9 protein-coding genes are annotated in these 15,562 nt (G+C 40.3%); all 9 read right to left on the reverse strand.

Features of this window, described 5'->3' with window-relative positions:
• Positions 1-2: 2 nt before the first annotated feature.
• Positions 3-2,450 (reverse strand): glycoside hydrolase family 31 protein, encoded by a 2,448-nt coding sequence (locus ACR1PO_RS01720; protein ID WP_433985603.1) that lies wholly within the window; start codon positions 2,448-2,450, stop codon positions 3-5.
• A 230-nt stretch (positions 2,451-2,680) separates the two neighbouring features.
• Positions 2,681-4,606 (reverse strand): alpha/beta hydrolase-fold protein, encoded by a 1,926-nt coding sequence (locus ACR1PO_RS01725; RefSeq protein WP_433985604.1) that lies wholly within the window; start codon positions 4,604-4,606, stop codon positions 2,681-2,683.
• 347 nt (positions 4,607-4,953) lie between these two features.
• A complete protein-coding gene (locus ACR1PO_RS01730; protein WP_433985605.1) occupies positions 4,954-6,567 on the reverse strand; it encodes a glycoside hydrolase family 43 protein in 1,614 nt (537 codons plus the stop codon).
• Between the two features lie 143 nt (positions 6,568-6,710).
• On the reverse strand, positions 6,711-8,429 hold the full coding sequence (locus ACR1PO_RS01735) for a glycoside hydrolase family 43 protein (RefSeq protein WP_433985606.1): 1,719 nt from the start codon (positions 8,427-8,429) through the stop codon (positions 6,711-6,713).
• Positions 8,430-8,440: 11 nt separating this feature from the next.
• Positions 8,441-10,951 carry a glycoside hydrolase family 95 protein gene (locus ACR1PO_RS01740; protein ID WP_433985607.1) on the reverse strand — a complete coding sequence of 837 codons (2,511 nt, stop codon included), beginning with the start codon at positions 10,949-10,951 and terminating at the stop codon, positions 8,441-8,443.
• Positions 10,952-10,983: 32 nt separating this feature from the next.
• Positions 10,984-12,258, reverse strand: a complete 1,275-nt coding sequence (locus ACR1PO_RS01745) for an MFS transporter (RefSeq protein WP_433985608.1) — start codon at positions 12,256-12,258, stop codon at positions 10,984-10,986.
• 4 nt (positions 12,259-12,262) lie between these two features.
• Complete coding sequence (locus ACR1PO_RS01750) at positions 12,263-12,895, reverse strand: bifunctional 4-hydroxy-2-oxoglutarate aldolase/2-dehydro-3-deoxy-phosphogluconate aldolase (RefSeq protein WP_433985609.1); 633 nt, start codon at positions 12,893-12,895, stop codon at positions 12,263-12,265.
• Positions 12,892-13,890 (reverse strand): sugar kinase, encoded by a 999-nt coding sequence (locus ACR1PO_RS01755; RefSeq protein ID WP_433985610.1) that lies wholly within the window; start codon positions 13,888-13,890, stop codon positions 12,892-12,894. The genes ACR1PO_RS01750 and ACR1PO_RS01755 overlap by 4 nt, the downstream gene beginning before the upstream one ends.
• Before the next feature lie 4 nt (positions 13,891-13,894).
• Positions 13,895-15,313: a glucuronate isomerase gene (gene uxaC / locus ACR1PO_RS01760; RefSeq protein ID WP_433985611.1), complete on the reverse strand. Its 1,419-nt coding sequence runs from the start codon at positions 15,311-15,313 to the stop codon at positions 13,895-13,897.
• Positions 15,314-15,562: the final 249 nt, after the last annotated feature.

Here is a 15,562-nt window from a genome sequence, read left to right on the forward strand (position 1 = left end):
TATCATTTAAAATCTATACTCACTTTTTTCCCGGAATAATTCACTGGTTTTTGTTGACCATTCGAAAGAACTACAATAAAAGTTCTTGCCTCAATCATTCCTTTGTACTTTCCTTTTCGGGCAGCTATTGTCAGTGTTTTTGATTTTTCGTTCCAATGAAAAGGGATTTCAGTATAATCGCCTTTTTCGTAATTGTAATTATCAAATTCATCTTCATACAAAATAAAATCTGAATCTGCTCCCGGATAAACTTTTACCGTAAGATGATCCCATTTTTTCTCAGTGGCATATTGAACATCAGGACCAAAGGGAATAATGCTTCCTGCTTTTACATACAAAGGAATGCTTTGAAGATTGACAGATTTCTGAATTTCCTTCCCTCCGCTGTGTTTTTCATTGGTCCAGAAGTCGAACCAATCTGTTCCTTCCGGGAGATAAACTTTAACGGTTTTATTTTGGGTAAAATCTATGTTGGAAACTGAATTTTCCTTGTTGCCATCGGTTTTATTCCACCCTTCATTTTCATCAGTTTTAACGGCCTTTTCAGGGGTATATTGGGCATTGAGAACCGGTGCTACCAACAATGATTTTCCAAAAAGATATTCATTATTCATATCCCATGTTTTTCTGTCTGAAGGAAAATCCATGGAAAGGGCTCTCATAAAGCTTGACCCGTTTTTTGAAACATCATGGGAAACAGAATAGATATACGGTAACATACTGTAACGCAGTCTGATGAATTTTTCTATCGCATCATAAACAACGTTTCCTTTATTCCCAAACTGGTAAATTTCTCTCGCAACATCAGTTCCGTGCGAGCGCATCATCGGCGTAAAGGTTCCATACTGCAGCCACCGGACATACAGTTCCTGGAACATTGGATTTTTTGAACCTCCATTTCTTTTGTAAGTACCGGCGAAGAAACCTCCGATATCGGAGTTGAAATTCGGGTTTCCGGTAAGACTGAAGTTCAATCCTGCCGGTACCTGTTTACGTAATGTTTCCCAGGAGGAATTGACATCACCGGACCAGGTGTTGGCGGCGTATCTCTGCTGGCCTGCAAACGCTGATCTTGTTAAAATAAAAACCCTTTTATCACTGGTGGTTTCACGCTGATGGTCGTAAACACCGCCTACCGTCATCAGCGGATACGCATTTCTTACTTTTCTGAAAGAGCCAAGGTAAGTTTTAGTATCCAGATCTTCCGCTTTCTGGCTGAGATGATCGGGTTCTGTTGAATCCATCCACCAGGAATCTACACCTAGACTGAACACGCCTTTGTTGAGATATTTCCAGTATATATTTCTGGCTTCCGGATTATAAGCGTCGTAAACGCGTACACCGGAAGGATAATTCATGTCCGGAGGCCAGACTTCCCTGCCTGATTCCGGCCACGTGCTGAAATTGAAAAGCATGTCCTTTGAATCCATTTCACGGTACTGTTTGGTCATTGGCCCGAATGATGACCAGATGGAAACCGAAAGACGGGCATTCATGCCATGGATATCCTGTACCATTTTTTTAGCATCCGGAAAATCGGGGCTTATGAAATCCATCGCGTTCCACTGGTAATTATTTCCCCAGTATTGCCAATCCTGTATAATCCCGTCCAGAGGAACTTTCAGATCACGGTATTTTTTAACAACGTCCACCAGTTCATCCTGACTTTTGTAACGTTCTTTGCTTTGCCAGTAGCCATATGTCCATAAAGGAAGCATAGGTACCTTTCCCGTAAGATCACGCATTCCGGAAACGACTCCATCGGCATTTTTTCCGTAGATGAAATAATAATCTATACCATCTCCCACTTCTGATGAAAAGGATGTTTTCTGAGGCGTATCCGTAAATTGTGTCGGCGAATAGTTATCCCAAAAGATACCGTATCCCTTTACAGACTGAAAAAAAGGCACAAAATCCCAGGTATTATTCTGAATCATTTTTACATCGGTATTCCGCTGGGACATTTTTTCATTTTGCAGGATTCCCAGACCGTAGATAGGTTCATCCTTTTCAAGCTGAAAATCCTGTCTTACGGAATAAGTCTGCGTTCCGGCATCATTAAATGGTTTAAAATCATTTGCGGTTTCTTTCAAAAGCTCTTTTCCGGATGGTAATGTATAGGTGATCACTCCATTTTTACTATTAATGAAAAGCAGCAGAGCATTTGTTTTTAATGAAATAATATTATTTTTTTCTGAAACTGAGAATTTAATTTTCTGCTCCTGCTTTATGACTGACAAACTATTTTTGACAAATGATCTGCCTGCAGGATATTTAATAATCCTAATCGTATTTTCTCCATACAATTTCACTTCAACATTCATGTGATCAGCAGAAAACTTCAATCCTGAATCTGTTTTTTGATAAGACTGTGCATTGATTATTACTATTCCGGAAAACATGATGACCGTAATAATGGAAGTTTTGATGTTCATCTTTGTAAAGCGCATTTCATTTCAGATTTGAATTATTTCTATTTATACCATTAACTTAAAATATTGAAGTTGTCTTAACTTTTATATTTATTATTTTTAACCACAAAAGGCACAAAAGTTTTAAACACTTAAGTTTTTTGATGCCTTCTTATATGAACTTTTCTGCAGTTTCATTTTAAACTTACTTAAGCGAACTCAAGTGGCTTTAAATGAAAGCTTTTGTAACTTTTGTGATTCTAGCTTTACTATTTAAAAAGTACCTGGGCAAACTGATGCAGGCTGTTTCTCCAAACCGGCCATGTATGACCTCCCGGATAATCGGTGTAAGAATATGTAATTCCTATTTTATCCAGTTCTTTCAGCATTTTCTGACCGTTTTCATAAGCAATATCATCTTTTCCACCCATTGAAATCCAGAAATTTCTGACATTGGATGAAAAAGCAGATTTATTTTGATTTAAAAATTTATACTGTTTATCGGCAACATCCTGGAGCATCGGCAGCATATATCCTGAACTGAAAACTCCCAGGCCGGAAAACATATCAGAGTTCTGAATTCCGGCATACAGCGAATAAATTCCACCCAAGGAAAGTCCTGCCAATGCACGGTTTTCTTTACCTTTTTTTATTCTGTAATCAGATTCGGCAAACGGAATGATGGATTCCTTCAGTTCTTTTTCAAACATCTGAAGATTGCGCTCACCAAAATTCCGGATCCCTCCTTGTCCGATATTGGCGTCCGGCATAATGATGACCATTTTTTCTGCTTTTCCTTCTGCGATCAGATTATCCAGGATCAGGTTGGTTTTACCCTGGCTGGCCCAGCCGCTTTCATCTTCCCCTCCGCCATGTAAAATATACAGTGCAGGATAAGATTCAGCAGGATTCTGGTCGTAACCCGGCGGGGTGTAAATAAAAACCCTTCTCCAGGAATTGGTGATTTTAGAATAGAAATTTTTAATACGGATATCACCATGCGGAACGTCTTTTAAGGCATAAAAATCATCTCCTTCAAAAGGAATATCAATTCCGCTGGCATACCTTCCCATTCCGTAAAATGTTTCGCTGGACGGATCTGCAACCGCAACACCGTCAATCAGCAAAGAATAATAATGGAAACTTCCGCTTTGAGGATCGGTTATGCCTGTCCAGAAGCCGTCAGCATCTTTTTTCAGGTCATATTTTTTTCCTAAATCGATCTGAACTTTCTGCGCTTCCGGAGCTTTCACTTTAAACATCACCCTTCCGTCGGGAAAGATCTGAGGATACTGGGCATTTCTGATATTGGTTGCTGCAGGAGTTCCCAAAACGGTAAATCCATCAAATTTATTTGTATCAACCGGCTTGAACAACAGCTGTGAAAAAATGTACAAATCATTTTTCCAGACTTTGAAATCGTGGCCACCCGGCTCTATATAAAAAATATGGGGGATTTTATTTTTTCTCAGATAATCGCTGGTTCTTTTACTGAAAGGCATCAGCCCATCCGCATCACCGCAGGAAATAAAAATCAGCTTCAGCTTTAACGCATCTTGCGGATTGGGTAAAAGCTTATTGGGTTCTTTCGTATTGGGTGCGGAAGAAAATGCACCCAGCCAGGCAAACTTACCGATGTTTCCAAACGCAAAATTCTGTGTCTGCCCCCCTCCCATTGACAGTCCTGCCAATGCACGGTTTTCACGGTCTTTTTTAACCGGATATTTTTTTTCTACAAACGGAATCAGATCATTCAGCAGATCTTTTTCAAAGGTGGCAAAAGCTTCAACTTTATCCGGAGCCATGATATTTCCCGTCGCCCTGTCATCCTTCATTGCACGACCGTTAGGCAGCACAACAATCATCGGCTGCAGTTTTCCCTGTGCATACAGATTGTCCAGAATAATATTGGGCTTTCCCTGGCTGAACCATTCTTTTTCATCTCCGCCAATGCCGTGAAGAAGATAAAGAACGGGATATTTTACCCCTTTTTTGAATCCCGGCGGTGTGTAAACCAAAGCTTTCCTTGTTGTTCCAACAGTTTTTGACTGGTATTGAATCGTGTCAATTTTCCCGTGGGAAATAGCAGTATTTTCCACATCGAAACCCTGCGGCGCCTGTTTATCAAGAGTTTGTGCGGAAACAAACATTCCCGACAAAACAAGTCCTAAAGCCCATACAACGGATTTATTCATGATTTTTATTTGTATTTTTTACACTTATTATTTCAGATAAAAAAATAATAGCAACGCTGTTTTAAAGTTTTATAATTGATTATTTTTTAACCGCAAAAGACACAAAAGTTTTAAACACTTTAATCTTTTCAGAGCCAAACTTCATGTGTAATAAGTACACCTAGGTTTTGGGAAAATCTTTGATTTTCATCTTATGTGAACTTTTCTGCGATATCACTTTAAACTTACTTAAGTGAACTCAAGTGTTTTAGAATGAAACCCTTTGACTTTTGTGGTTAATAAAGTTTAAACATCTGAATACTTATTTTATTTATCTGTTTACAGCAGACTTTTCACTGTTAATTTTATTATTTTTCATTCCCGGCTTTATTGACTCTGAAAAAATCCACGTCTACGAAACCTCCGGTATTTTTAGTCGCATAATTAAAAACTGCGAATTTTGATCCCATAAAAAATCTCCGGTAATCAAAGATCATTTTGTAGTCTTTTGCCATTTCCGTCCAGTTCTTCTGATCCGTACTGTAATAAAAGTCTGCAAGATCTTTCCCGAGGTTAAAATCGGCATCAATACGGAGGAAAACCTTATCCGAATTGAGGGGAATCCGTTTTTTTTCTTCTTTTTTAACTCCAGTAATGGCTTTCGTTTTATTGTCCAGGCTCACTTCGCTGGTTGAAAAAACAATGAATTTTTCTTTACCTTCCTTTATTATTGATAAAATCCCGGAATCCCCGTTGAAAGCACTGAAACCTGCAACGTCCCCATCTTTCATTTCTTTGAGATCCATGGCAACAACTGCTGAAGAAGTAGGGCCTTCCATTCTCTGGGTCAAAGTATTGGGTGCAGCGTACAGATTATCTACTACCCTGCTGGTTTTCAATCTCAGAAAGCCTTTTCTTTCGGATAAAGACCATGCTTCATTCACAGGGTTATGATTCCATTGCCATTGAATTTTCATTTTTTTTTCAGAGAATTCATCGCTTTCCACCAGATGATTTTTGGGTTTGAATGGCGGAAGCGGAACTTCTCCTTTCAAAGGAACTTTTCCTTTATCTCCCAATACCGGCCAGTCATTTTCCCATTGTACGGGAAGCAGCAGCGGAACGCGTCCCACTCCGTTTCTGTCCTGGAAAATAAGAGAATACCAGTTTCCGTTTTTATCATCAATCAAAGCGCCCTGCCCTGCATAGAAAAATCCTAAAAAATCGTCTTCCAGAATTACTTTTTTCTCGTAAGGACCTGTCACTTTATCTGCTCTGTAGACTACCTGACGGCGTTTTCCGTTTTTGGGCCAGGATATCATCATCATATAATATTTCCCGTTTCTTTTGATGATCTGGTTTCCTTCCAGAAGTCCGGTCTCCGAAGCATCTTTCTGAAATACCTCAGTTCCATCCGGATTTCCGATAACCTCTTTAAAATCAGGACTCAGTTCAAAAACTTTGTTGGAAGTGAAAACATATACTTTGTCATCATCATCGAAAAACAGTGAAGCATCATGAAAATGCCGTGTTCTGGTGATGAGTTTCCATTTTCCTTTTTCGGGATGATCAGTCACATAGAAATAAGATTTGAAAGGTTCATCATTCGGAGAGAATAAAACGTAATATTTCCCTTTATGATAACGGATTGAAGAAGCCCATTGGCCTCTGCCGTAAACGGTTCCGTTCAATAAATCATATTTTGAATTATCATTCAAAGTATCGAAAACATACCCGGACATTTCCCAATGTACCAGATCCCTGGAATGCATTACCGGAGCTCCCGGCATCAGATGCATGGTGGTACTGATCAGGTAAAAATCATTTCCGTTTCTGGTAATGGATAAATCCGGTGCATCTGCCCAGATGATGGGATTGGTAAATGCTGTCCCCTGTTTTCCGGAAGGATTTACCTGGGCTGAAAGAAGATTCAGCCCGATAAATCCCAATAAAGAAACTATATAAGATTTTTTGATTTTCAAAATATACTACTGTGTTTGGTTTTACGCTTAGTTTTTCAATTTAAAATACTTAATTGCTGTCACTAAGTATTTTTTCTCTGCTGTCAGTAAAAGACGAGATTATTCATTCACTTCGTTTCATTCGGAATGACAGATCTTTCATACTATTGCAGTACAATATCGTTGGAAGAAGTACTGTACAGCCCGATAAGACTTCCTGTAAAACCTCCCGCAACATCCGTAGAAAGTATATCTCCTGAAACCGGCCCGCCAAGATTTTTATAGCTCTTGCCATCCAGAGAATAATTAAAGCTATGCTCATCTTTATCGGCAACCACCTGCAGTTTAACCGGTTTGGATAATGAAATCTTCTCGCTGGCAATCAGCTTTGATTGTCCTTTTTCTGTTCTTTCCAATACGATGTAGAAATCTTTATCTTTTTTCGTGATTCCGAAAACATAATTGAATGTTTCACTTTGATAACAGGTAATTCCTGCCAGTTCTTTTTCTGATTTAGGTTTAAAATCCAGGGTTACAGAAGTTTCAAATGATTCATGCTGCAATCTGTGGAACAGGGCCGAAACCGGAGCCAATGCCTTGATATTGGTTGCAAAAGGGTTTACTTTTACACCGTTTTTTGTAACCGTAATAAAGCTTTCACGAGGTCCACGCATGGCAATCCATCGGAAGTCAAGGTTTTTATCGGTCAGTTTATCAGTATAGGTAAAGTTTCCGTTGGGTAAAAATCCGTTTTGCCCGGTTTGATTCTGAACACCTGCAGGTAATTTCAGTTTGGGTTTCATCGGAACCAGTCCATTTTGGAAAACCGGGTATTTTCCGCTCCAGTCAACCGGAAGGATGAATGTTTCACGGCCTTTGTTGACTCTGTTTTTCTCATTCGGGCGTATCGCCAGAAATACTCCGTAATATTGGCCGTCCGGCGTTTCTACCAGGTCTGCATGGCCTGCCCAGTCTACTTTTTCTTTTCTGTCTTTCGGGAAATAGCGCTGTGTCAGAATCGGGTTGTTTCCAGCCGGAACGTAAGGTCCTTTCGGAGAATCGGACATAAAAATAACTTCACTGTGATTACCGCCGGTTCCTCCTTCTGCACACATCAGATAATATTTACCGTTCTTTTTGTAAATATGGGGACCTTCAATCCAGATGGGCTTTTGGGAAAGATCCACGCCGCCGTTTACAATAATCTTGTCCGAGCCCGCAACTACCTGATCTTTTTCGAGATCATAGTCCCACATCTTGATAACACGATGCCCGCTGTACTGTTCGGTACCTTGTGGCGGGGCATCGTTATGAACAATATATGCTTTTCCGTCATCATCAAAGAAAATAGAAGGATCAATACCTTCAAAATTCAGTTTCTGAACTTCGCTCCATCCTTTTGCCGGATCTTTTGTTTTTACGACCATATTTCCGATACCACCTGCAAACTGGGTAGTGATCATATAAAAAGTATCGTTGTGCTTATTGTATTTGATATCCGGTGCATAAATTCCATGGGAAACGCCTGATTTTTCAACTTTAAGCTGTGAAGGCCTGTCCAAAACGTGTCCCACCTGCTTCCAGTTTACCAGATCTTTAGAGGTAAAAATCGGGACTCCCGGAAACATTGAAAATGAGGAATTCACAAGATAATAATCTTCGCCTTTTCTGGTAATGCTGGGATCGGGGTAACAGCCCTGTAAAATCGGAGAATAAAACTCGTCCGGTTTAAGAGGGTTGTCATTATATATTTTATCGTTTCCACGGTAGCTGAAGTCGGAAAAAGTCTGTGCAGAGAGATTACTGATGGAAAGTAAGGCAGCCACTGCAATAACATGGGTTTTATTTCTTAAAAAAACAGGATTCATTAGACTCTTTTTCATATATAGATTTTTTAGTTTTTATTGTAGATAGATTTAGTTTCAGATTGTCCTTCAGAGCTTTTATCACTCCATGTTAATGTATACACCTTTCCTGCTTCAGTAGGGAAATCATAGATAAGATCAGTTTTAACTTCAACAGGATTCAATGTTGCTTTGCCGGATATCAACGGCTTAGGAATTTCCGGAATTTCAAAAAAGGAGTTCGGGTTTTTACCTTCTGCTTTTTTCAGTTTTGTGTTTGCGGAAAGCTGCATTTCGTTTGGAAGCCTGACTCTGCAGTTTCCTCCCAATCCGGATTTTATGGTAATTTCTTTAGCTTTATTATTTTCCCAGATCACTTTGACTTCGAATCCTCCATACGTTTTCAGCCCGGAAATGCTGCCGCTTTTCCACGTTTCCGGAAGTGCGGGAAGGATGTCTATAAATCCATTCTGAGTCTGCAGAAGCATTTCGGTAATCCCGGAAGTGCAGCCGAAATTTCCATCAATCTGGAATGGAGGATGTGCATCGAAAAGATTCGGATATGTTCCGCCTTTGCTGCCCCAACCGTCTTTTTCTACGAGCGTCAGCTGGTCTCTGATTAATTTGCCGGCATGGTTTCCATCCAGCAATTTAGCCCAGAGATTGACTTTCCAGCCCATTGACCAGCCTGTGGATACGTCTCCGCGATGAATGAGTACGGTTCTGGAAGCCTCCAGCAATTCCGGTGTGGTAAACGGACTGATCTGGTTGGAAGGAAATAATCCGTACAAATGGGAAACATGTCTGTGGTTGTCTTTAGGATCGTCCAGGTCTTCCATCCATTCCTGCAATTGTCCGTAGCTTCCAATTTTCATCGGCGGTAATTTTGAAATAATCGTGTTCCAGACCTGAATTTTATCTGCATCTGTATTGAGAATCTGTGCCGCCTTTTTAGTCTTGGTGAAAAGGTCGAACATCAATTGATTGTCCATTGTATTTCCTGCTGCCAGAGCACTTCCCTGGTGTCCCTGCGGAATATTTTCGGGAGACATTGACGGGCTTACTACCAGCCAGTGATGTGCAGGTTCTTCCATCAGGAAATCTTCATAGAACTGTGCTGCAGATTTCAGAACAGGATAAATTGTTCTCAGGTAATTTTTGTCTCCGCTGTATAAATATTTTTCCCATAAATGCTGTGAAAGCCAGGCTCCGCCCATGGGCCACATTCCGGCATTGGCAAAATCCACTACCCCTGTTATTCTCCAGATATCGGTGTTATGATGTGCTACCCAGCCACGGCTGCTGTACATTGTTTTTGCTGTTTCCTTTCCTGTTTCGCTCAAATCTTTTATCATCTGGATCAATGGTTCATGCATTTCAGGAAGGTTGGTCTTCTCTGCCGGCCAGTAATTCATTTCCGTATTGATGTTGATGGTATATTTGCTGTCCCAGGCCGGTTTGTTGGAATTATTCCAGATCCCCTGCAGATTGGCAGGCTGGCCACCCGGCTGAGAGGAGGAAATCAGGAGATAGCGTCCGAACTGATAATACAATGAAATGAGTTCAGGATCATAACCATTGGCAAAATTTTTAATTCTGATATCCGTTGGATTTTTCGAAGCTTCAGAAGTTCCTAAATCCAGATTTACTCTTTTAAAATAGTTCTGGTAAGCATTCAGGTGGTTTTGAACTAAAGTTTTGAAACTTTTATTTGCTGCTGTTTCAATATACTTTCCGGCTTTTGCAGCTTCGTCTGTATTTAAATTTTTGTAGTCTGTAAAATTAGTGGCCATGGAAATAAGAATCATGACCTCATGAGCATTGCTTACTGAAATTCCGGCCTCTGAGGTCTGAGTTTTCCCGCCTTTGGTAATGAATTTCGCCAGCGCATTGAATTTCACCTGACCCTGGATGCCGTCCAATGTGGAAGAAATTCCATCCATCTGTAAGGTATTGGCATCAATAGCCTTAACGTTCTTTTTAAGCTCGCTATTGAATTTCGCTGTAAAATTCAATGCATTTTTGTGGTCTGAGCTCAATTTAATGACAATCACATGATCAGGAACCGAGGCGAAAACTTCTCTTTTAAAATTAATGCCACCAGAAGTAAATGTAGTGGTTGCGATCGCTTTTTCAATATCCAGTTCTCTGTAATAATTACTGATATCTTTAAGATGATTCAGATCCAGCGTAAAATCACCCATATTCTGAAATGCCGAACCGTGAACTGTTTTTGCTGTTAGTCCTTTATCCGCCAGGATCCGGGCTCTTTTATAGTTTCCGTTAAATAAATAATAGCGGATGGAATCCAGGACTTTTGGTGCATCCGGATTATCGTTGCGGGAAGGCCCCCCGGACCAGAATGTCCCTTCATTCAGCTGAAGTTTTTCCTGGTAAGGATCTCCATACACCATCGCTGCAATGTTTCCGTTTCCTACCGGCAAAGCTTCCACCCATTGTTTTGCGGGCTTGTCATACCACAGCTTATACTTTCCTCCTTTCTGGGCAAAGGAAAATATACTGATCAGAAGACCTATGGTCATGTAAAGCCCGGATTTCATTTTTACTTTTTAAATTTCAAACTGTATTATTGTTACACTGTTTTCTTTCTGTTAATCACCGAAATGAGTCCCCACGCGGCAACATATGAAATTCCTGCAATAAAGAAAATAATATTGTAACCGCCATTGACGTTTCCTGCCTTTTTGAAGGTGTCTAAAACGATTCCGATGAACAAAGGAAAAATAATTCCTGCCGCTGAACCGAGCATTCCTCCAAAACCAATGACAGAACTGACGTAGCTGTTAGGCAACTGATCTCCAACCGTTGTCATAAGATTGGCTCCCCAACCTTGATGCGCGGCTGTTGCAAAGGCAATGATGATCGTGATCATCCACATATTATCTACATATTTTGAGAACATGACCGGAACTACCATCAATGCAAACAGTAACATCGTAATGCTTCTGGCTCTTCCAATGGCCCAGCCTTTTTTGATCAGAAACGATGAGAGATATCCTCCGCCGATACTTCCGATCGTAGTTCCGCTGTAAATAATAATCAACGGAAGGGATGGTTTTGTTAAATCCATTTTGAAGACATCCGAGAAATAGGCCGGCAGCCAGAACATAAAGAAATACCAGATAGGATCGGTTAACATTTTACCGATGGCAAATGACCATGTTACTTTATATTTGAGTAATTCCGATAAAGGAATTTTGGTTTTTTCCTCTGTTTTTTCGGCCTGATCGCTTTTTATGTACTGCAGTTCTTCCTTACTGAGATTTTTGGCTTTTTCCGGAACGGCATAGAATTTCCACCAAAGGATAATCCAAACCATACCCAAAGCTCCGATCCATACAAAAGTCTGCCTCCAGCCGTAATGTCCGAGAATGAACGGAACCAGCAGCGGTGCTAAAATAGCTCCCACCGTTGCTCCTGAGTTAAAAATTCCCGTTGCCAGTGCTCTTTCTTTTTTCGGAAACCATTCAGCTACAGATTTGATGGCAGCAGGAAAGTTTCCTGCCTCACTGATTCCCAAAGTACTTCTCGCAATGATAAACCCGATGGTACTTTTCACAAAACCATGTCCTATAGAGGCCAGGCTCCATACAATAAGGGAAACGGCATACCCGATTTTGGTTCCCACCTTGTCTATAAACCTTCCCATCGCCATATAGCCGATGGCATAAGTCGTGGTAAAGGCCATAACGATATAGCTGTAATCTTTTTCGTCCCAGCTGAATTCTTTTTCCAGTACAGGTTTCAGCAAACCCATTACCTGACGGTCAAGGTAATTGATCGTAGTGGCGAGAAAGACAAGGGACAGCATCCACCATCTTATATTGCGGTTTTGAGGAGCCTGCATTTAATTATGGATTAAGTTGTTGTAATAAATTCTTTGTTTTATGAGTCAGTTCTTCTTCATTAACATCTTTTCCGATAAGAGAGCTTCCCAAGCCTGCTGCTGCAGCTCCGCCATTGAGCCATTCCATAATATCTTCAAATTCAGCATGGATCCCTCCGGTGGGCATAAAATTCATTCCCGGGAAAACAGGCTGTACCGATCTGATATAGTTCTTCCCTAAAGCATCAGCCGGGAATATTTTAACGAGTGTTAAGCCATTCTGATAGGCAATATTGATATCGGAAGGGGTAAAACAGCCCGGAATCAAAAGGATATTTCTTTCAAGCGCATGTTTCACCAATGCTTCACTGATGACCGGTGTAATGATGAAATCTGCTTTTGCATGAATATAATCATCCATTTCCTGTACGTTTTTTACCGTCCCTATTCCTAACAGAAGGCCTGGAAATTCTGTATGGGAAATTTCTTTCAGTCTGGTGAAATTTTCCAATGCCTGATGCCCGCGGCTGGTATATTCTATCACACGGATTCCCGCTTCGTATAAAGCTTTTATAATATTTTTTGAGACTTCAAACGATTCGTTATAGAAAAGCGGAACTATTTTCTGGTCTTTTATTTTTTGTACTATTTCACTCATAATGTTTCGATATTAATGCTTTCATCAATGGTATCTCCCTTTACAAAAAGCTTTTTAAAAGCAACTTTTGTCGCATCCTCAAGGATCTGCTGATCAGGATTTCCTCTTAAAATTCCATGAATTAAGGCGGCCATAAAGGAATCACCGCTTCCTACCCTTTCTTCAATTTTTTCTGCATTATACTTTTCTGAAATCAAAAGTTTCCCATCAGTAAATAAGGTGGCAAAATAATTGACCTGTTCGCCGTTTGTAAAACGGAAAGTATTCGCAATTTTTTCCACAGCCGGGAATTGTTTCCGGATTTCCAACGCTGTTTTTTCAGCCTGTTTCAGAAGGTTTTCATCATCAAATTTCCCGTTAAGCTCGTACCCAACAGGAATTTCCAGAAACTGCTCTACAGACCAGATATTTCCCATGAGAACGTTGACAAAAGGCATCAGTTCCTTAATTTTATAAGGATGCTGGTTTTGCCAAAGCAACGCTCTGTAATTCAGGTCCAGGGAAACCGTAATATTTCTTGTTCCGGCTTCTTTCATGATATGCAGACATGTGCGGAATGCATGGTCACTCAAAGCAGGTGTGATGGTACTGATATGCAGCCATTTTACTCCTGAAAATATTTCTTCATCACTGAAAGTTTCAAAATCCGATTGGGTAAAAACAGACGGAAAGCGGTCGTAAACCACTGAAGCATTCTGCATATCGCCATCGGAAGAAAGATAAAATGTTCCTATTCTTCCCTTGGTCTTTTCTGCAAGGACTTCTATTCCTTTATTTTTAAGCTGATATTCCAATTGGTTCCCTACGAAATTCTCCGGTAAAGCTGATAATAATTTCACAGGATTCTTCCACTGGGAAAGCGCTGACGCTACATTGTATTCAGCACCGCCCACGTAGATCTTCAGAGACTGCTCATTGAGCCAGTTCCCTTCGGAATCCGGGGCAAAGTGAAGAAGCAGTTCCCCGAAACATAGTATTTTTGCTGAATCCTGCATGGTTTTATATTTCAAAATAATTTTTTGTATTGTGATAACAGATATCCTGAATGATTTTTCCTACCCATTTTTCGTCATCGGGAAGAAGCCCTCTTTCCATTTCACTTCCGAACAGGTTGCATAAAAGCCTTCTGAAATAATCGTGTCTTGAGAATGACAGTAAGCTTCGGGAATCGGTCAACATGCCGACAAAAGTGCTGATCAGACCGATATTGGAAAGCGTATTCATCTGTTTCGTCATCCCGTCCAGCTGATCGAGAAACCACCATGCTGCTCCAAACTGTACTTTGGATTTGATGCCTCCTTCATTGAAGTTTCCGGCAAGGGATGCCAGAACTTCGTTAAATGCCGGGTTCAGATTGTATATAATGGTTTTGGCAAGTTTTCCTTCTGTATTCAACTTGTCCAGCAAAACACTCAGCCTCTGGGCATAATACAGTTCGCCAATGGCATCATATCCTGCATTGGCCCCCATTTTTCTGAACATTTCTGAATTGTTGTTTCGGGTTGCCCCTACATGAAACTGCTGTACCCAGCCTTTTTCTGCGTACATTTTGCAAAGCTCTTTCAGCAAATAGCCGCATAATGCATCCGGATCGGAAAATGTTGGCAGATTACCCTTCAGAAATCCGGAAAGCTCTTTTTCAAGGTTATGGTTCCATTTTGTGGTATCCGGAAAATATTCAAAGCCGTGGTCGGCTACTTTTGCTCCTGCTTCCGCAAAATAATTGATTCTGCCCTGAAGTGCATCCAACAGATCAGAAGCTGATGTGATTGAAAACCCACAGACTTTTTCAAGCTTTTTGATTCCTGAAAGATATTGTTCAGGATTAATGATATTAATATAGCTATCGGGGCGGAAAGCCGGAAGAACAGCTGTTTTAAATCCACTGTTTTTTAATGCTTTGTGATGAGCCAGATCATCAGCAGGATCATCCGTAGTACACAACGCTTCTACCTTAAAATTTTCAATAATGGATTGTGGCAAAAAAACGGATGTCTGCAGGCTTTCATTCATCTGATGATAGACAGTATCTGCATTATCGGATGATAAATATTCACTGATCCCAAAAGGATTTTTGAGTTCCAGATGGCTCCAGTGAAACAGTGGGTTCCGAAGGGTATACGGCACCACTTCTGCCCATTTCATAAATTTTTCGTGATCTGAAGCATTTCCGGAAATAAACTGTTCATCAATGCCAAAATTTCTCATGGCTCTCCATTTGTAATGGTCACCATCCAGCCAGATAGCGGTTGGAGAAAGGAAATTCTGATTGGCCGCAATAACGTCCGGCTCCAAATGATTGTGGTAATCTATAACCGGCATATCTTTAGCATAACCGAAATACAGATTCTCTGCCTTTGCCGATTCAAGCAAAAACAATTCTCCGAAAACTTCTTTATTTTTAATGGAATGACTCATGATTTATTGTTATAATCCTGAATTTTAATTCTAAATTTGTTTAACCTTTGCAAAACCACAAAAGTCACAAAAGCTTTATTTTTAAAACACTTTAGCTCACTTAAGAAAGTTTAAAATGATTCTGCAGCATAGTTCACATAAGATGAAAATCAAGGATTTTCTCTTTACATAGTCAGACTTTAGGTGAGTCTGGATCTTAAAAACAAGACCTTGAATGAAACCATTAAGGTCCTGTTCCAATTTATATAT

The sequence above is a fragment of the Chryseobacterium amylolyticum genome, from assembly GCF_051011775.1.
Lineage (GTDB): Bacteria > Bacteroidota > Bacteroidia > Flavobacteriales > Weeksellaceae > Chryseobacterium.